The sequence below is a fragment of the Paracoccus laeviglucosivorans genome, assembly GCF_900182695.1.
GTDB classification, from domain to species: Bacteria; Pseudomonadota; Alphaproteobacteria; order Rhodobacterales; family Rhodobacteraceae; genus Paracoccus; species Paracoccus laeviglucosivorans.
In genome coordinates this window covers 121,993-138,509 of record NZ_FXTK01000006.1, presented here as the reverse complement: position 1 = coordinate 138,509, position 16,517 = coordinate 121,993, and the positions used below count along the sequence as shown (strand labels likewise).

The following is a 16,517-nucleotide window of genomic DNA, read 5'->3' as shown; positions in this document are numbered from 1 at the left end:
GGCAAATGAAAAACGCCGGTCAGAAAGACCGGCGTTTCCCATAGTGGCAAAAGTCTGAAGATCAGGCGCCAGCGCGGGTCTTGGCGACCTCGGCAGCGAAATCTTCTTCTTTCTTCTCGATGCCTTCACCGACGACGATGCGGGCGAAACCGGTCACTTCCACACCTGCGTCAGCAGCGGCCTGCGCCACGGTGACATCGGGGTTGATGACGAATTTCTGGCCCAGCAGCGTCACTTCTTCGAAGTATTTCGCCATGCGGCCGACGATCATCTTTTCGATCACGGCGTCGGGCTTGCCCGATTCACGCGCTTGCTCGGTCAGAACGGATTTCTCGCGTGCGACCAGCGCCGGGTCCAGATCGGCTTCCGACAGCGAGGCCGGGTTGGTCGCAGCAATGTGCATCGCGATCTGCTTGCCGATTTCCTGCGCTTTGTCCGCATCGCCTTTCAGCGCGACCAGCACGCCAATCTTGCCCATGCCGGCGGTCGCAGCGTTGTGGACATAGGACACAACGGTGTCGCCTTCCAGAACGTGCATACGGCGCAGGGTCAGATTTTCACCGATGCGCGCGATGGCGTCGGTGACGACTTCTGAAACCGGCTTGCCGTTCAGATGCGTGGCTTTCAGCACTTCGACATCGGTGGCGGTTTCCAGCGCGACTTCGGTGATTTCGCGGACCAGTTGCTGGAAGTCAGCGTTCTTGGCAACGAAGTCGGTTTCCGAGTTCAGCTCGACGGCGACACCACGGCCAGCGGCGACGGAGACGCCCACCAGACCTTCGGCGGCAACGCGGTCGGCTTTCTTGGCAGCTTTGGCAAGGCCCTTGGTGCGCAGCCAGTCAACCGCGGCTTCCATGTCGCCATTGGTTTCGGTCAGCGCCTTCTTGGCGTCCATCATGCCCGCGCCGGTCGATTCGCGCAGGTCTTTCACCATCGCAGCGGTGATAGCCATCGGATGTCTCCTTGCTTTTCTCATGCGTCAGGCGGGGCTTATCCCCGCCTGATGAATATTCCATGAACCCTGACGGGTCCGGGCGGGTCCAGCATATAGCTGGACCCTATCCGATCAGGCTTCGGCGGTCTCTTCGACTTCGCCTTCCAGATCTTCGTCCAGGCTGGCTTCCAAAGCACCCAGATCAACGCCGGCCGCACCCATCTGGGCGGTCATGCCGTCCAGCGCCGCGCGCGAGGCCAGGTCGCAATACAGCGCGATCGCACGTGCCGCGTCGTCGTTGCCCGGAATGATATAGTCCACGCCCTTGGGCGAGCAGTTGGTGTCGACGATCGCGACGACCGGGATGCCCAGCTTTTTCGCTTCTGCGATGGCCAGGTCTTCCTTGTTCACGTCGATCACGAACAGCAGGTCCGGCAGGCCGCCCATTTCACGGATGCCGCCCAGCGACGCTTGCAGTTTGGCCTGCTCGCGTTCCATCTGGAGGCGCTCTTTCTTGGTCAGACCTTCGGCACCGCCCGACATGGTTTCGTCGATGGCTTTCAGGCGCTGGATCGACTGGGAAACGGTTTTCCAGTTGGTCAGCGTGCCGCCCAGCCAGCGGTGGTTCATGTAGTATTGGGCCGATTTCTCGGCGGCTTCGGCGACGGCTTTCTGGGCCTGACGCTTGGTGCCGACGAACAGAACACGACCGCCTTTGGCGACGGTGTCGCGAATGGCTTGCAGCGCGGCGTCCAGCATCGGGACGGTCTGCGTCAGGTCGAGGATGTGGATGCCGTTACGTTCACCATAGATGAACTCGGCCATACGGGGATTCCAGCGTTGCGTCTGGTGACCGTAGTGCACGCCAGCTTCAAGCAGCTGACGCATGGAGAATTCGGGAAGCGCCATTCCATGTTCCTTTCCGGTTTGCGCCTTGGCGGGGTTTTCAGGACGCGGCCTTGCATGGCCTGCCCCAACCGGTGGACCACCGAGGATTTCTCCCCCGAAGGCCCGACCCCACCTGTGAAGTGCGCGCGACTTAGGCCCATTCCGGCGCGATTGCAAGTCAAATACGCCAAACGGCCTGGACAAAGGATCAGAATTCGCCCGGATGTGTTTCAGGCGGCTTGCGCATGCCGGAATGAGCAGGTATCGGGACTGGATGCCGGTTTAGCTCAGCAGGTAGAGCAGCTGATTTGTAATCAGAAGGTCGTGGGTTCGATTCCTATAACCGGCACCATGCCATTTTGCGCGCAAACGCGACAGCAACATGCAAAAGTGCGCCGGCCCTGCCATATCATCTCGTCAATCTTAAGATGAGTTCAGATTGCAGGTTGCACGTCAGCCGTGGGTCATGCCTAACAAAGGCATAAAACTGGCTGGGACCATAGCTGATGAAGAAAGTTACAGTTCTTGCGCTTGGCGGCTCGAATACCGTCATGCGGCCCGGATATCTGACCGAGTTGCCCCGATGCCTGCAGAAACACGGCATCGATATGACGCTGTCTGCCAATTTATCGGTTGGGAATACATCGATCTTCATGGGGCTGATGCAACTCAAGATGAACGTGGAGGCCATCAGCAGATCAGATGTGATGCTGATAGAATATACACTAAACGACACTGGCTTCTTTTCGGCATCGCTTCAGCGCGTCGGCGAATGGGCCAAGGGAATGGAGGCGGTCATCCGGTTTGCCCGGCTCACAAACCCCAAGATCAAGATCATACCAATTATCTTCGCGACCCAAACCGGCATTCACAGGAACGGCATCAACCCGCTGCATGCAGGCGTGCATTATCTTGCGAGTTACTATGGAATTCGCGTGGTCGACGTGAACGCCGAACTTGTCTCAAGATTTGGTGTAGATTTTCACGACATCCCTGGAGCTTATCAGGATCCCGCCCATTACCAGCGCCCCCTGATCACGACGCTCGCCGCCGAGATTGTCGCTGAGAAATCGGGCGACTACCTGCGCTCGCACGTTCTGCCTTCAAACCTGCCACCCCAGATCTGCGCTGGCCGATACACGGAAGCCAACATCGTAACTCACGCGCAGGTCGTGGAACTCGATACAGCGAACTTCAAGAACTATCTATATGACGAAACGACCTACGATCTGACCTCTGGCAGCATTACCCTGGAGATCGAAGGCGGCACGATCCTGGCAACAAAATATGTCTGCACAGACGACGCAGCGCAGCTATTCCTTAACGTGAACGGCAAATGGTTCCAGACACAAACGATGCAGCCAGGCATGGTGGAACCCAAATACAAGTTTTTGCTTTCGATGCTGTCATTTGATGGCCTGCCAGCATCAGAGGGCATCAACAATATCACTTTGACCGCCGTTCGTCCCGAAGGGGTCGAGATCAGTCCGCTACCCCAGCCGGGCGCAAAGCCCCCCGTTCGCGACGAAAAGCGGCTGCCGATCGCCGCCATCCTGCATACCGGAAAGCTCGTGGGCTTCAAGGTCTCGCGCGCCGATCAACGCTTGACCGACACTGCCGCCTGACGACAACATCCAAAGATACAAGACAGCCCCGTCGATTAAGACGGGGCTTTTGCAATGTGACACACATCGCTCACCCGGAACGGTTCAGTTCGAATTAACCGTTTTTCCACCTCGTCAGAAACCCGATTCCCACCCTCTCTGACATCGATTTCACCCAATTTTTGCGAGAATCCGCAACAAACCTATCCAAAGGGACAGGCGCCCGTCCAAGGAAACTAACCAAATAGCCAACTACTCGTGCCACGGGAAATTTGGCATATGTTCGGTGTCGGTAGGCGGTTGCTGGTTGTGGTTTTAAGCGGTTGTTTTTTATGGCCCCGACAGAACCGGGCGAGTGTTGTGGTGGCGCTCGCCCGGTTGTCCCCTTCCCCAAAGTAAGCTCGCTTTTGGCGCGATTTCTGCTGAGCCAGAGCTTCACATTCCCAGGTTGAAATCGCAGTCTGACTCGCGGCAAGCGTGCCCGGATTGCCCCCGGTTCGCGCGGGTGGTTTTCCTGCTGCGCAATGGCCGCTACTGTGCGCGCTCAAACGAGTCAGGAGCGCGCATCGTATGCAAGTCGTCTTTCACTGCGGGGTCCACGGCACCGATCTTTATCGCATGGTCAAAACCCTGACGCAGAACCGCGACTGGCTGACAGAGCATGGAATCGAGGCGCCGACCCCCGACAAGCACCGCGAGGTCTTTAAGGACGCCCTGAAAGCACTGGACGGCGATGTTGCGACGCCTGAAATGGAACAGGTGATGCTGGACGCTATCCTGGAATCCGACGATCCCAGTCGCATCATCTTTTCGACCCCTACCTTTCTGGGCAAGGCCACGCGGGCGGTGTCGGCGGACGGGCTGTATGCAGCGGCGGGCGAAAAGATGGCAGCCCTTGCCAACCTGTTTCCCAGCGCCGAGGCGGAATTTTTCATCGCGCTCAAGAACCCCGCGACGTTGATTCCGTTCATCGTGGGTCAGGATGGGGGCAGCTACGAACAGATCATGTCGGGCACACCGCCCGAAAGCCTGCGCTGGGGCCCGGCGATCCGTGCCATTCAGGCAGCGATCCCCGACCACCGGCTGGTGGTCTGGTGTCACGAAGACACCTCCCTCATCTGGCCCGAGGTGGTGCGCCGCATCGCGACCATGCCCAGCGATGTCCCGCTGAAAGCCGGGCTTCAGGTGCTGGGCGACATCCTGCAACCCGAAGGCATCCACATGATCCGTGCGGAAATGGCCAAACAGGATCGACTGACCGTCGAAAGCCGCCGCGCGATCTTTTCGGCGGCGCTGGCGCAACATGCCCTGCCCGACCAGATGGAGATCGAGGTCACCCTGCCCGGCTGGACGCAGGAACTGGTGGACCATATCAGCGACCTTTACGACGAGGACGTGGCCCAGATCGCCGCCCTGCCCGGCATCGAATTCATCACACCATAAGAAAAAGGGGGCGCGACGCCCCCGATTTCATGCCATGCCAAGCGCGGCCTTATACATTTCAAGGATGGCTTCTTCCTCGGCGATGTCGTCCTTGTCGCGCTTACGCAGCGCGATGACCTTGCGCATGACCTTGGTGTCGTAACCGCGGGCCTTGGCTTCGGCCATCAATTCCTTCTGACGCTCGGCCACGTCTTTCTTTTCGGCTTCCAATTGCTCGAATTGCTCGATGAACTGGCGCAGCTCTCCGGCTGCGATGCCATAGGCGTTGTCGTCCGACATGTTCCGCTCCTTCGTTTTGGGGCGGGAATAGGCGGTCTTGCGAGCTTGTGCAATCGCGGCTAGTCCCGAGCCTGCGAATGAGATGGGGGCAGGCATGACGATCTGGGACGGCATCATCTGGGGCGGCGCGGCGCTGACCCTTGCCGGAGTGGCGGGACTGGTCTGGTGCATCGTCACGGCAAGCCGCGCCAAGGCGCGCAAGCTGGATGACGACGCCATGCGCGCGGTGATGCGCAAGGTCGTCACGGTGAACATGGCGGCACTGGGGGCTTCGGTTTTTGGCCTGATGTTCGTGGTGCTTGGCATCATGCTGGGGCGCTGACATGCGCGCCCTGATCCAGCGCGTGACGCAGGCGCAGGTCGATGTGGACGGCCAGACCATCGGCCAGATCGGCCCCGGCCTGATGGTGCTGGTTTGCGCCATGCAGGGCGATCCCGACGACGCGCCGGAAAAGCTGGCCGCGCGCATCGCCAAGCTGCGCATCTTCCGCGACGAGGCGGGCAAGATGAACCGTTCGGTCACCGATATTCGGGGCGGTGTGCTGGTCGTCAGCCAGTTCACGCTGGCCGCCGATACCCGCACCGGCAACCGCCCCGGCTTTTCATCTGCCGAAGGGCCCGCGCGGGGTCAGGCACTGTATCTGCAATTCGCCGATGCCCTGCGCAAGCTGGGGCTGCCTGTGGAAACCGGCAGCTTTGGCGCGGATATGGCAGTGTCACTGACAAATGACGGTCCGGTCACCATCTGGATGGATAGCACGGACCGCGCTTGACTTTTCGCGCGTCCGGCCCCAATTGGGCCATGTTGCCGCCCGCTGCCGCGTGAGCAGCCGACGCTTGCGCGTCAGGTCGGCACAAGATTTCAGTTTCCCATTCACGCGGGGAGGCTTGCGGGCAATGCGTATCGCGCCCGCCCCCTCGCAACCTGCCGCGCATGATCGCGGCCCCGTGTCATTTGCGCCGATACGCAGGCGGAATGGCTGAAAGACGACATGACCACTGAAAACACCCGCCCGGCCCGTTCGGGCAAACCCCACCAGCCCCGTGGCGCCAACGCCAAGCCGCGTGGCCCCAAGACCGACAAGCCGCGCTTTCCGCGCAATGATGGTGGCCCGATGACGCATCACCGCCGCCACCGCGAGGAGCCGGAGGAAAAGTTCATCCGCCGCGCAATCCCCGACATCGACACGCCCTTTACCCGCATGGGCATCGACGCCCGCGTGGCCGTGAACCTGCCGCCGATGGGGATCGAGGCCCCCTCGCCCATTCAGGAAAAATCCATCCCCGGTATCGTCGCCGGTCGTGACCTGCTGGGTCTGGCCCAGACCGGCACCGGCAAGACGGCGGCCTTTGGCCTGCCGATGCTGACGCGCCTGCTGAACATCGGCCGCAAGCCCGAACCCAAGACCTGCCGCGCGCTGATCCTTGCGCCGACCCGCGAACTGGCGACCCAGATCGCGGAAAACATCGACGCCTATGCCGCTGGCACCGCCATTCGTCAGTTCCGCGTCGTGGGCGGTGCGTCGATCAACGTGCAGACCATGCGGATGGAACGTGGCGTTGACGTGCTGATCGCCACCCCCGGTCGTCTGATCGACCTGCTGGAGCGTGGCGCGGTCGATCTGTCGCAAACCAAATATCTGGTGCTGGACGAGGCAGACCAGATGCTGGACATCGGCTTTATCCATGCCCTGCGCCGCATCGCAAAGCTGCTGCCGCGCGAACGCCAGACGCTGCTTTTTTCGGCCACCATGCCGAAACTGATGGAGGAGTTGGCCGACAGCTATCTGAACGATCCGCTGAAGGTCGCCGTGAACCCGCCGGGTCAGGCCGCCGCCAAGATCGATCAGGGGGTGCATTTCGTCAATCAGGGCGACAAGGCGACGCTGCTGGCCGAGTATCTTGCCAAGCATCGCGACGAATTGGCGATCGTCTTTGGCCGCACCAAGCACGGCAGCGAAAAACTGTCGAAGCTGCTGGAGAAATGGGGCTTCAAGGTCGCGGCGATCCACGGCAACAAATCGCAGGGCCAGCGCGAGCGCGCCCTTTCCAGCTTCCGTGCCGGCGATACCAAGGTGCTTGTCGCGACCGACGTGGCTGCACGCGGCATCGACATCCCCGAAGTCGCGCATGTCTATAACTACGACCTGCCGAACGTGCCCGACCAATATGTCCACCGCATCGGCCGCACCGCGCGCGCCGGTCGCGACGGTCGCGCCATCGCCTTCTGCTCACCCGCGGAAATGGGCGAATTGCGCGCCATCGAGAAGGCGATGAAATCGGCGATTCCGGTCGTCGGTGGCGAAGTTCCGTTCGAGGCCGCGAAGATGCGCGAACGCGGCGGCCCCGCTGGTCGCAGCGGCGCACCCGCCGGTGGCGCGCGCAAGCGCCCTGCCCGCCGCCCCTCGCGCGCGCCGAAATCGTCACAACGCGACTGAACAATGCCGTGAGCCGCCGCGTCATCCGTGATGCGGCGGCTTGCCTGAAAGGCCCCGGCGCGGCTATCTGCCCGCATGGCCAAGCTTTATTTCCACTATTCAACGATGAATGCCGGCAAAAGCACGCTTTTGCTGCAGGCGTCCTATAACTATCGCGAACGCGGAATGCGGACGCTGCTGCTGACCGCATCGCTGGATGATCGCGCAGGACCGGGGCTGATCGCGAGCCGCATCGGCATCTCGGACATGGCCACGACCTTCACGCCTGACACCGACCTTTTCACGCTGATCGCGGATCAGGGCGCGGGCTGCGCCTGCATCTTCGTCGATGAGGCACAATTTCTGACCGAGGCTCAGGTCTGGCAACTGGCCCGTGTCGCGGACGATCTGGGTCAGCCTGTCATGTGCTACGGGCTGCGCGTCGATTTCCGGGGCCAGCTTTTCCCCGGATCGCGCGCGCTGCTGGCCTGGGCCGATGACATGCGCGAGGTTCGCACCATCTGCCATTGCGGCCGCAAGGCCACCATGGTCGTCCGCCATGACGACCATGGACAAGTCCTGCGCGAGGGGGCGCAGGTCCAGATCGGGGGGAATGAAACCTATGTGTCGCTGTGCCGCCGACATTGGCGCGAAGCGATGGGAGAAATCTGATGAAAGCCAGCAATGACGCCCGCGCCTATGGCGGGGTGGCCCGCCTGTTTCACTGGTCGATCGCGCTTCTGATCCTTGCCGCCATCGGCCTTGGACTTTACGCGGGCAACCTGCCGCGCGGCACGCAGGACCAGTTGCAGGCGATCTTTGCCGCGTTCTCGGTCCACAAGACCGTGGGCGTGGCGGTGCTGATCCTTGCGGTGCTGCGCATCCTTTGGACGCTGACCCAGACCAAGCCGAAACCCCTGCACCCGCAGCGCCGCGCGGAAACCTTCGTGGCCGAGATGGTGCATTGGGCCATGTGGATCGGCATGGTCATCATGCCGCTGACCGGCTGGCTGCTGCATTCGGCGGCTCCGGGCGGCTTTTCGCGAATCCTGTGGCCCTTGGGCCAGCGCCTGCCGATGGTCCCCGAGGACGCCCATCTGGCCGAGCGTTTTGCCGCTTTCCACGAAACCGGCTGGTGGGTGCTGGCCGGGCTGATCGTCTTGCATGTCGCGGGCGCGATCAAGCACACGGTCATCGACCGTGATGGCACGCTGAACCGCATGGCAGGCCCCGCCCATCGCGCGCCCGAGCCGCCGCATTCCGAACATCCCCTGCTGATGCATCTGCTGGCAGCCGTGGGCGCGCTGTTGATCTGGGCCGCGACCGCTGTTCTGGCAACGCCCGAGCCGGAAGCGGCCGAGGCCCCCGTGACCGAGCAGCCCGCGACCGCGCCGGTTGCCGCGCAAGCCTCGGGCTGGGCGGTGCAGCAGGGCACGCTTGGGATCGAGGTCATTCAGGGTGGGAACCCGATCCAGGGCCAGTTCGGCACCTGGAACGCGCAGATCGACTATGATCCCGAAACGCAGGCGGGCCGGATCAATGTGGGCATCGACATTGCCTCGTTGTCCTTGGGGTCGGTCAGCGACAGCGCCAAGGGTCCTGATTTCCTGAACGCCGCGGCCCATCCACAGGCGAATTTCGCGGCTGACATCCTGCCCCCGGCAGATGGCGGCCAGCATATCGCCAAGGGCAAGCTGACCATCGCGGGCAAGACGGTCGATGCGGAACTGCCCTTTGACCTGACGGTGGACGGCGCCAACGCGACGGCCAGCGGCATGATGAAGGTGGATCGCCGCGATTTCGGCATCGGCACGGGCTATGCCGATGAAAGCACTGTGGGCTTTACCGTCGCGATCAAGTTTGACCTGACCGCTACCCAACAATAGGCCTTGCGCGGCCGGGGGGCGCCCCCGGCCGCCGACTTATTCCGCCAGCAGCGCGCGGATCAACTGATGCGTGGCGCGGACCCGCGCCTCGTTCGGATAGCTGCGGTTTGCCAGCACGATGATGCCCAGATCCTCGCCCGGCACGATCGCGACATAGCCGCCGAAACCACCGGTCGATCCGGTCTTGTTCAGGATCACGCCCTGCGGAGCCTGCGGCACCACGGTCTGCATCGGCTGGGGCGACATGATGAAATCAGTCCCGTTCCCCGCCACCATGGTTTCGACATCCACCGGCCAGGGATAAGCTTCCCAGATCATCGCCTGCGTAAAGAACGCGGTCTGGCCCTGCCCCATCTGCGTCCTGGCGATCGCCGCGCGCAGCTCGGGTGATCCGCCGTGACCCAGTTCCAGATCCAACAGCTTCAGCATGTCGCGCGCGCTGGATTTGACACCATAGGATTCGTCGTCCAGCACGCCGGGATTGACGCGGATCGCAGCATCCGTCTTGCGGTCATAACCCCATGCGTAATCCGGCATCCGCTGGGCCGGAACGTCGATCCATGTATCCGTCAGACCCATTGCCGGGAACAGCACGTTCTGCGCAGCCTGCGCATAGGGCATCTCGAACGCCCGCGCGGTGATATGCCCCAGCAGCCCGATGCTGATATTGCTGTAGCTGCGCGCGCCGGGCTGGGACGGTGCCCAACCGGCCAGCCAGCGGACCACCCCTGAGGTATCGCCCGCCTGATCGGGCACCTGCAAGGGCATTCCCCCGGTGTGATGCGTGGCCAGATCCATCAGCGTCAGCGCGCCTGCCGGGGTCTTGTCCAGTTGCGGCAGATGGGTCGCGACGGGTGCATCCAGCGACAGCTTGCCGCGTTCTTCGGCCAATGCCGCCAGCGTCACGTTGAAGATCTTGCTGATCGAGCCAAGTTCGAACAGCGTGTCCGGCGTCGCCGCCCGCCCCTCGTGACGCGAGGCAAGGCCCGTCGCGTAAAAGCTGTGCTGGCCGTGATGGGTGATGCCGACCACAAGGCCGGGGATCTTGTATTCCGCGACAGCGTCCCGAAACGCAGCCTCGGCGGCTTGGGTCGGTTCCTGGGCCACGGCCAGAGTTGGCACAAGGGATGCAGCGATCAGCAGGGCGGCTGCCCCGGTCATTTTTGTCATGGTTCCGCCTGTTTTTGTCTGTTGGTGGACTGATACCGCAAGCCGGGCCACAGGGGAACCAAACGAAAAGGGCCGCCCCGACGGACGGCCCCAGCAGTTCCGGTGATTGGCTGAAATCAGCCGACCAGTTCCAGACCCGAGAAGAAGAAGGCGATTTCGCGCGCAGCGGCTTCCGGGCTGTCCGAACCGTGGACCGAGTTTTCGCCGACCGACAGGGCGAATTCCTTGCGGATCGTGCCTTCGTCGGCGTTGGCGGGGTTGGTTGCACCCATGACTTCGCGGTTTTTCAGGATGGCGCCTTCGCCTTCCAGAACCTGCACGACGACCGGCTCGGACACCATGAATTCGGTCAGTTCACCAAAGAAGGGGCGTTCCTTGTGCTCGGCATAGAATTGGCCGGCTTGGGCCAGCGTCAGCTGGATGCGCTTTTGTGCGACGACGCGCAGGCCAGCTTCTTCGAACTTGGCGTTGATCTTGCCGGTCAGGTTGCGCTTGGTAGCGTCGGGTTTGATGATCGAAAGCGTGCGTTCGGTGGCCATGATGCTGTCCTTTTTCCGTCCCAAACCCCATGGTCCGGGCAATCCGCGCCCGGTTATCATGGGCAGCGTCCGATGAAAAGCCGGGTCGGAATGGCCCATGCGCAGCGCTCCGCCACAGGATAGCCGCATCGTGACCGTCCTTTGCCTTGTCCCCATTGACGGCGGCCAAGGTCTGGGTCAAGGACCGGACATGCTGCGCATTGATGACATATCCTATTCCATCGCCGGTCGCCCGCTGCTTGAGCACGCCTCGGCCACGATCCCCTATGGCCACAAGGTCGGCCTTGTCGGTCCGAACGGCGCGGGCAAGACGACGCTGTTCAAGCTGATCCGGGGCGAACTGACGCTGGATGGCGGCGACATCAGCCTGCCCAGTCGCGCCCGCATCGGCGGCGTGCGCCAAGAGGCGGCGGGAACCGCGATCAGCGTGCTGGAAACCGTGCTGGCCGCCGATGAGGAACGCGCCAGCCTGCTTGCGGAATCCGAGACGGCGACCGACCCGCACAGGATCGGTGAAATCCAGACCCGTCTGGCCGACATCGACGCATGGTCGGCCGAGGCGCGGGCCGCGACCATCCTGCGCGGCCTTGGCTTTTCGACCGAGGATCAGGCCCGCCCGACCAGCGATTATTCCGGCGGCTGGCGGATGCGCGTCGCGCTGGCGGGTGTGCTGTTCTCGCAGCCCGATCTGCTGCTGTTGGACGAACCGACCAACTATCTGGATCTTGAAGGGGCGCTGTGGCTGGAAAGCTATCTGCAGCGTTACCCCCATACCGTCATCGTCATCAGCCACGACCGCGACCTTTTGAACCGCGCCGTGGGCCATATCCTGCATCTGGAAGAACGCAAGCTGGTCCTTTACACCGGCGGCTATGACACGTTCGCCCGCACCCGCGCCGAAAAGCGCGCGCTGCAAGCTGCCGAGGCGAAGAAGCAGGAAGCCCGCCGCGCCCATCTGCAAAGCTTCGTTGATCGTTTCCGCGCCAAGGCCAGCAAGGCCGTGCAGGCGCAGGCCCGCATCAAGATGCTGGCCAAGATGGAGCCGATCACCGCCCCCGAGGAAGCCAAGTTCCACCGCTTCAGCTTTCCGCAGCCCGACCAGCTGTCGCCGCCCATCATCTCGCTCGACAGTCTTTCGGTGGGCTATGAAGACCGCGCGGTGCTGAAAAAGCTGAACCTGCGCATTGATCAGGACGACCGCATCGCCCTGCTGGGCCGCAACGGTCAGGGCAAATCCACGCTGTCCAAGCTGCTTGCCGACCGGCTGCAACCGATGGATGGTCGCATCGCCCGTTCCGGCAAGTTGCGCATCGGCTATTTCGCGCAGCATCAGGTCGATGAGCTGCATCTGGACGAAACCCCGCTGGATCACGTCCGGCGGATGCGTCCCAATGAGGCCCCGCCCAAGCATCGCGCAAGACTGGCGGGCTTTGGCCTGATGGAGGCACAGGCCACGACGCTGGTCGGCCAGCTTTCGGGCGGTCAAAAGGCGCGGCTTTCGCTGCTGCTGGCGACGATCGACGCGCCGCATCTGCTGATCCTTGACGAACCGACCAACCACCTCGACATCGAATCCCGCGAGGCTTTGACCGAGGCACTGAACGACTATACCGGCGCCGTCGTGCTGGTCAGCCACGACATGCACCTGCTAAGCCTTGTTGCGGACCGGCTTTGGCTGGTCGATCAGGGCGCGGTCGAGCCGTGGCAGGGCGATCTGGACGACTATCGCCGGATGCTTTTGTCGGGCGAACAGACCTATACGCCCAAGCCCGAACCCAAGGCGGCAAAGCGCCCCTCGCGTGACCGCATCCTTGAACTGCGCGCCGAGGCTCGCAAGGCCGAGGAGCGGATCGAAAAGCTGACCGAGATGCTGGAAAAGCTGGACAAGATCATGGCCGATCCCGCGACCTATGACGACAAATCCCGCGCAGAAGCCTACGGTCGCAAGCATTCAGAAGCGACCGAGGCGATGAGCCGTGCGGAAAGCCTGTGGATGAAGGCGCTGGAACGTCTGGAGGCAGCCGAGCGCGCCTGATTGCAACAGCTACAGCTTTTTGATCGGCAATATGTCATTGTTGGGTTGCCGCAAAGCAGCGAATCGCCCATTGGTCGAACTTAGACATAAGTGGAAAAATTGATGCGCCGCCTTCTTGCCCTTACCCTGATCTCGACCTCGTTGGCTGCCCCCGCCGTGGCGCAGTCATTTCTGGACGTCGATCAGGTATCCTTGGATGCAGGGATCGGCGCAAGCTACAGCCCGGAATATATGGGTTCGGGCGACAATAACGCCTCGCCGTGGTTCATCCTGAAGAACGTGACGCTGGGCACCCCCGAAGGCGAAAAGCAGGGCTTTTCGTTCATCCCGTCGCTGCGCTACATGGGCGACCGCGACAGCAGCGATTACGACCGCCTGCAAGGGCTGGACGACATCGACCGCGCGGGCGAACTGGGTCTGCGCGTGAACTATGTCACCGGACCCTTCACCAGCTATGGCGCGGTGCGCAAGGGCTTTGGCGGCCATGACGGCGTGGTCGGCGAAATCGGCACGAAATACCGCTTTGAGCCGAACGACAAGCTGACCCTGTGGACCGGGGCCGAGCTGGAATTGGGCGATGACAAGTTCACCGGCACCTATTTCGGCGTCTCGGATTCGGAAGCAGTGTCCAGCGGATATTCGGCCTATGATCCCGATGGTGGCCCCTATCGGGCCAATATCAGCCTTGAGGCGCGTTATATGCTGACGCCCGACACCTCGCTTCTGGGCAAGGTCACCTATGGTCGCCTGATGGGCGATGCGGCCGACAGCCCGATCGTCGAAGAAAAGGGCCAGCCCTCGATCAGCATCGGCGTGGCGCGTCGTCTGAATTTCCGTTTCTGACGCGCCTATTCCGCGCCTTGGGGTTGCGGTCTGGACCCCGGCGGGCCACGGTCCTATATATGCGCCAAGCATTGACAGGACTCCACGAATGAGCACCGAGAATCTTCAGGAAGGCGATCCGCTGATTGCGCCTTCCAGCACCGAACATCCGCTTTACGACAGCATCGTCGAAGCGTGCAGAACTGTTTATGACCCGGAGATTCCGGTCAACATCTTCGATCTTGGCCTGATCTATACCATCGCCATCGACGACGCGAATGCCGTGCGGGTCATCATGACGCTGACAGCCCCCGGCTGCCCGGTCGCAGGCGAAATGCCCGGCTGGGTCGCTGATGCCGTCGAAGCGATCCCCGGCGTCAAGCAGGTCGATGTGGAAATGACCTTCCAGCCGCAATGGGGCATGGACATGATGTCTGACGAGGCCCGTCTGGAGCTTGGGTTCATTTGACGGCGCGCGAGGACATGCTGGCCGGGCGGCCCTATGCCCCCGGCGATGGGGAATTGGTCGCCATGCGCAAGACCGCTCAGGGTCTGATGCGCGACTACAATTCCACGATCATTGGCGACAAGACGCGCGCCCGTATCCTGACGCAGCTGTTGGGCACATGGAACGGGACGGTCATCCGCACGCCATTCCATGTAGATTACGGCAAGCATATCCATTTCGGCCCGGATTGCTTCGTCAATTTTGGCTGCTTTTTCATGGATATCTGTGAAATCCGCATCGGCGCACGCTGCCAGTTCGGCACAGGCGTCCAATTGCTGACCGAGGATCGTCCGCGTGAACGCGCCCGTCGCGCCACCGGGGTCGAGTGGGGCAAGCCCGTGACAATCGGCGACGATGTATGGGTCGGCGGCGGCGCGATCATCCTGCCCGGCATCACCGTCGGCGCAGGCGCGATCATCGGCGCGGGCGCAGTCGTCACGCGCGACGTGCCCGAAGGCGCGACGGTCGTGGGCAACCCCGCCCGCCCGCTGATCAAGGACTAAAGCGTAATCCGATGCGTGCCTGCGCCGATATGGTGCAGCGCGCCTTGGGTCATCTCGATCTCGGCCATGCGGGCTGCCGGCAGTCCCATCACCAGCGCACAAATCATGCGCAGTGTGATGCCATGCGTGACGATCACCGCAGGTCCGTCAAGATCGGCAAGGAAATCGCGCACCCGCGCCTCAAGCGCGGCGAAACCCTCGCCGTTCGGGGTGCGATCATACCAGCCGATGCCGCCATCTGCGAAAATCGCGGGATGGGCGGCGCGCAGATCAGCCTCGCTTGATCCGGTGAAATCCCCCACATCGATTTCGTGCAGGCGGTCGTCCTGCATAAAGGCCCGCCCCCTGAACACGATGCGCGCGGTTTCGACCGCCCTGCCCGCCGGACTGCTAAAACGCAGCAGATCATCGGGCAATGCCGCCACCAATTCAGCCTGCCGCCCCGCCTGCGCACGCCCCAGCGCGGTCAAAGGTGAATCGCTGCGCCCCTGAAAGCGCCCGGCCAGATTCCATTCGGTCTGACCATGGCGCAGCACATATAGCGCGGGCAGGTTCAGACCCATTTCGCCAGCGGTGGCAAGCTCATCAGCACTGCTTCGGCATCATGGCCGGTCGCCAGGCCGAATTTCGTCCCGCGATCGTAGACAAGGTTATATTCGGCATAAAGCCCGCGATGTATCAGTTGCGCATCGCGGTCCGCGTCGGTCCAGGGCGTCACCATCCGGCGTTCGGCCAAGGGCAGGAAGGCGGGCAGAAACGCCTCGCCGACGTCATGGGTAAAGGCGAAATCGGCCTGCCAGTCGCCGGTGTTCAGATCGTCGTAAAAGATGCCGCCGACACCCCGCGCCCGACCGCGATGCGGGATAAAGAAATACTCATCCGCCCACGCCTTGAAGCGGTCGTAATAATCCGGCGCATGGGCCGTGCAGGTCGCCCGCAGCACGTCGTGGAAATGTGCCGTGTCCTGCGCGATTTCGATGCAAGGGTTGAGGTCGGTTCCACCGCCGAACCACCACGCATTCGGCGTCCAGAACATCCGGGTATTCATATGCACCGCAGGCGCGTGCGGGTTTTGCATATGTGCGACCAGACTGATCCCCGAGGCCCAGAAACTCGGGTCGGCCTCGATCCCAGGCACGCCCCGCGCGGCCATCGCCTGCTGGGCTGCGGGGCCAAGCGTGCCATGGACCGCTGACCAGTTGACGCCGACCTTTTCGAACACGCGCCCGCCCCGCATGACCGACATCAGACCACCGCCGCCGTCTTCGCCGCGCCGGGTTTCCTTGACCTCGAAACGTCCGGCGGGCTGATCGCCCGGCGCTTTATCCTCCAGCGCCTCGAATGCCGCGACGATCCGGTCGCGCAGCGTTCGGAACCATGCCGCGGCCTGTTCGCGTTCTGCCTGCATCTGCATGTCCCACGTCCTCTTTCGTGAATTGCCCGATTGCCAAGTCGGTCATATGCTTGCCCTAAACAACTAGAGTTCCGC

18 protein-coding genes and 1 tRNA gene are annotated in these 16,517 nt (G+C 62.4%); 12 read left to right on the top strand and 7 right to left on the bottom strand.

Annotated elements, in window-relative coordinates; genetic code table 11:
- Nucleotides 1-61: 61 nt before the first annotated feature.
- Both tsf and rpsB read right to left on the bottom strand, forming a co-directional pair.
- The gene (tsf, locus tag FN835_RS09505; protein WP_142662979.1) at nt 62-952 is read right to left on the bottom strand and encodes a translation elongation factor Ts; all 891 of its coding nucleotides are present in this window, start codon (nt 950-952) and stop codon (nt 62-64) included.
- A gap of 114 nt (nt 953-1,066) precedes the next feature.
- Nucleotides 1,067-1,843 carry a 30S ribosomal protein S2 gene (rpsB, locus tag FN835_RS09500; RefSeq protein WP_142662978.1) on the bottom strand — a complete coding sequence of 259 codons (777 nt, stop codon included), beginning with the start codon at nt 1,841-1,843 and terminating at the stop codon, nt 1,067-1,069.
- 255 nt (nt 1,844-2,098) lie between these two features.
- On the opposite strand from rpsB, the gene FN835_RS09495 reads away from it, so the two are divergent.
- From FN835_RS09495 to FN835_RS09485, 3 genes are all read left to right on the top strand, one after another.
- Nucleotides 2,099-2,174: transfer RNA gene (locus FN835_RS09495), tRNA-Thr, on the top strand.
- Between the two features lie 154 nt (nt 2,175-2,328).
- A complete protein-coding gene (locus FN835_RS09490) occupies nt 2,329-3,447 on the top strand; it encodes a hypothetical protein (RefSeq protein ID WP_142662977.1) in 1,119 nt (372 codons plus the stop codon).
- A gap of 549 nt (nt 3,448-3,996) precedes the next feature.
- Nucleotides 3,997-4,869, top strand: a complete 873-nt coding sequence (locus FN835_RS09485) for a hypothetical protein (RefSeq protein WP_142662976.1) — start codon at nt 3,997-3,999, stop codon at nt 4,867-4,869.
- A gap of 27 nt (nt 4,870-4,896) precedes the next feature.
- Here FN835_RS09485 and FN835_RS09480 read toward each other — a convergent pair whose 3' ends face one another.
- Complete coding sequence (locus tag FN835_RS09480; protein ID WP_142662975.1) at nt 4,897-5,148, bottom strand: DUF2312 domain-containing protein; 252 nt, start codon at nt 5,146-5,148, stop codon at nt 4,897-4,899.
- Between the two features lie 94 nt (nt 5,149-5,242).
- Between FN835_RS09480 and FN835_RS09475 the strand changes: the two genes are divergently transcribed.
- The 5 genes from FN835_RS09475 to FN835_RS09455 all read left to right on the top strand — a co-directional run bounded on the left by FN835_RS09475 (nt 5,243) and on the right by FN835_RS09455 (nt 9,451).
- Complete coding sequence (locus tag FN835_RS09475; protein ID WP_185958637.1) at nt 5,243-5,470, top strand: hypothetical protein; 228 nt, start codon at nt 5,243-5,245, stop codon at nt 5,468-5,470.
- A 1-nt stretch (nt 5,471) separates the two neighbouring features.
- Nucleotides 5,472-5,921, top strand: coding sequence for a D-aminoacyl-tRNA deacylase (gene dtd / locus FN835_RS09470; RefSeq protein WP_142662974.1), 450 nt, complete (start codon nt 5,472-5,474; stop codon nt 5,919-5,921).
- A 219-nt stretch (nt 5,922-6,140) separates the two neighbouring features.
- The gene (locus tag FN835_RS09465) at nt 6,141-7,586 is read left to right on the top strand and encodes a DEAD/DEAH box helicase (protein ID WP_142662973.1); all 1,446 of its coding nucleotides are present in this window, start codon (nt 6,141-6,143) and stop codon (nt 7,584-7,586) included.
- 75 nt (nt 7,587-7,661) lie between these two features.
- Nucleotides 7,662-8,237, top strand: a complete 576-nt coding sequence (locus FN835_RS09460; protein WP_142662972.1) for a thymidine kinase — start codon at nt 7,662-7,664, stop codon at nt 8,235-8,237.
- Nucleotides 8,237-9,451, top strand: a complete 1,215-nt coding sequence (locus FN835_RS09455) for a cytochrome b/b6 domain-containing protein (protein ID WP_142662971.1) — start codon at nt 8,237-8,239, stop codon at nt 9,449-9,451. Before FN835_RS09460 ends, FN835_RS09455 begins: the two co-directional genes overlap by 1 nt.
- Before the next feature lie 36 nt (nt 9,452-9,487).
- On the opposite strand, the gene ampC is transcribed toward FN835_RS09455, so the two are convergent.
- Both ampC and ndk read right to left on the bottom strand, forming a co-directional pair.
- Nucleotides 9,488-10,621, bottom strand: a complete 1,134-nt coding sequence (gene ampC, locus FN835_RS09450; protein WP_142662970.1) for a class C beta-lactamase — start codon at nt 10,619-10,621, stop codon at nt 9,488-9,490.
- Between the two features lie 116 nt (nt 10,622-10,737).
- The gene (gene ndk / locus FN835_RS09445) at nt 10,738-11,160 is read right to left on the bottom strand and encodes a nucleoside-diphosphate kinase (RefSeq protein ID WP_142662969.1); all 423 of its coding nucleotides are present in this window, start codon (nt 11,158-11,160) and stop codon (nt 10,738-10,740) included.
- 190 nt (nt 11,161-11,350) lie between these two features.
- Here ndk and FN835_RS09440 point away from each other — a divergent pair, with 190 nt between their 5' ends.
- From FN835_RS09440 to FN835_RS09425, 4 genes are all read left to right on the top strand, one after another.
- On the top strand, nt 11,351-13,195 hold the full coding sequence (locus FN835_RS09440; RefSeq protein ID WP_142662968.1) for an ABC-F family ATP-binding cassette domain-containing protein: 1,845 nt from the start codon (nt 11,351-11,353) through the stop codon (nt 13,193-13,195).
- 102 nt (nt 13,196-13,297) lie between these two features.
- Nucleotides 13,298-14,038 carry a MipA/OmpV family protein gene (locus FN835_RS09435; RefSeq protein WP_142662967.1) on the top strand — a complete coding sequence of 247 codons (741 nt, stop codon included), beginning with the start codon at nt 13,298-13,300 and terminating at the stop codon, nt 14,036-14,038.
- 88 nt (nt 14,039-14,126) lie between these two features.
- Nucleotides 14,127-14,486 (top strand): SUF system Fe-S cluster assembly protein, encoded by a 360-nt coding sequence (locus tag FN835_RS09430; protein WP_142662966.1) that lies wholly within the window; start codon nt 14,127-14,129, stop codon nt 14,484-14,486.
- Nucleotides 14,483-15,028 carry a sugar O-acetyltransferase gene (locus FN835_RS09425; RefSeq protein WP_142662965.1) on the top strand — a complete coding sequence of 182 codons (546 nt, stop codon included), beginning with the start codon at nt 14,483-14,485 and terminating at the stop codon, nt 15,026-15,028. Before FN835_RS09430 ends, FN835_RS09425 begins: the two co-directional genes overlap by 4 nt.
- On the opposite strand, the gene FN835_RS09420 is transcribed toward FN835_RS09425, so the two are convergent.
- Together FN835_RS09420 and hemF are read right to left on the bottom strand one after the other, a co-directional pair.
- Nucleotides 15,025-15,591, bottom strand: a complete 567-nt coding sequence (locus FN835_RS09420; protein ID WP_142662964.1) for a histidine phosphatase family protein — start codon at nt 15,589-15,591, stop codon at nt 15,025-15,027. The two genes, FN835_RS09425 and FN835_RS09420, sit on opposite strands and share 4 nt — an antisense overlap.
- The gene (hemF, locus tag FN835_RS09415; protein WP_142662963.1) at nt 15,582-16,442 is read right to left on the bottom strand and encodes an oxygen-dependent coproporphyrinogen oxidase; all 861 of its coding nucleotides are present in this window, start codon (nt 16,440-16,442) and stop codon (nt 15,582-15,584) included. The genes FN835_RS09420 and hemF overlap by 10 nt, the downstream gene beginning before the upstream one ends.
- Nucleotides 16,443-16,517 lie beyond the last annotated feature (75 nt).

Coding starts and splice junctions, on each gene's coding strand:
- FN835_RS09465 (WP_142662973.1), top strand. CDS start 6,141: ATGACCACTGAAAACACCCGCCCGGCCCGTTCGGGCAAACCCCACCAG.
- hemF (WP_142662963.1), bottom strand. CDS start 16,442: ATGCAGATGCAGGCAGAACGCGAACAGGCCGCGGCATGGTTCCGAACG.
- FN835_RS09490 (WP_142662977.1), top strand. CDS start 2,329: ATGAAGAAAGTTACAGTTCTTGCGCTTGGCGGCTCGAATACCGTCATG.
- FN835_RS09455 (WP_142662971.1), top strand. CDS start 8,237: ATGAAAGCCAGCAATGACGCCCGCGCCTATGGCGGGGTGGCCCGCCTG.
- FN835_RS09475 (WP_185958637.1), top strand. CDS start 5,243: ATGACGATCTGGGACGGCATCATCTGGGGCGGCGCGGCGCTGACCCTT.
- FN835_RS09485 (WP_142662976.1), top strand. CDS start 3,997: ATGCAAGTCGTCTTTCACTGCGGGGTCCACGGCACCGATCTTTATCGC.
- ndk (WP_142662969.1), bottom strand. CDS start 11,160: ATGGCCACCGAACGCACGCTTTCGATCATCAAACCCGACGCTACCAAG.
- dtd (WP_142662974.1), top strand. CDS start 5,472: ATGCGCGCCCTGATCCAGCGCGTGACGCAGGCGCAGGTCGATGTGGAC.
- FN835_RS09480 (WP_142662975.1), bottom strand. CDS start 5,148: ATGTCGGACGACAACGCCTATGGCATCGCAGCCGGAGAGCTGCGCCAG.
- FN835_RS09430 (WP_142662966.1), top strand. CDS start 14,127: ATGAGCACCGAGAATCTTCAGGAAGGCGATCCGCTGATTGCGCCTTCC.
- FN835_RS09435 (WP_142662967.1), top strand. CDS start 13,298: ATGCGCCGCCTTCTTGCCCTTACCCTGATCTCGACCTCGTTGGCTGCC.
- FN835_RS09420 (WP_142662964.1), bottom strand. CDS start 15,591: ATGGGTCTGAACCTGCCCGCGCTATATGTGCTGCGCCATGGTCAGACC.
- tsf (WP_142662979.1), bottom strand. CDS start 952: ATGGCTATCACCGCTGCGATGGTGAAAGACCTGCGCGAATCGACCGGC.
- rpsB (WP_142662978.1), bottom strand. CDS start 1,843: ATGGCGCTTCCCGAATTCTCCATGCGTCAGCTGCTTGAAGCTGGCGTG.
- ampC (WP_142662970.1), bottom strand. CDS start 10,621: ATGACAAAAATGACCGGGGCAGCCGCCCTGCTGATCGCTGCATCCCTT.
- FN835_RS09440 (WP_142662968.1), top strand. CDS start 11,351: ATGCTGCGCATTGATGACATATCCTATTCCATCGCCGGTCGCCCGCTG.
- FN835_RS09460 (WP_142662972.1), top strand. CDS start 7,662: ATGGCCAAGCTTTATTTCCACTATTCAACGATGAATGCCGGCAAAAGC.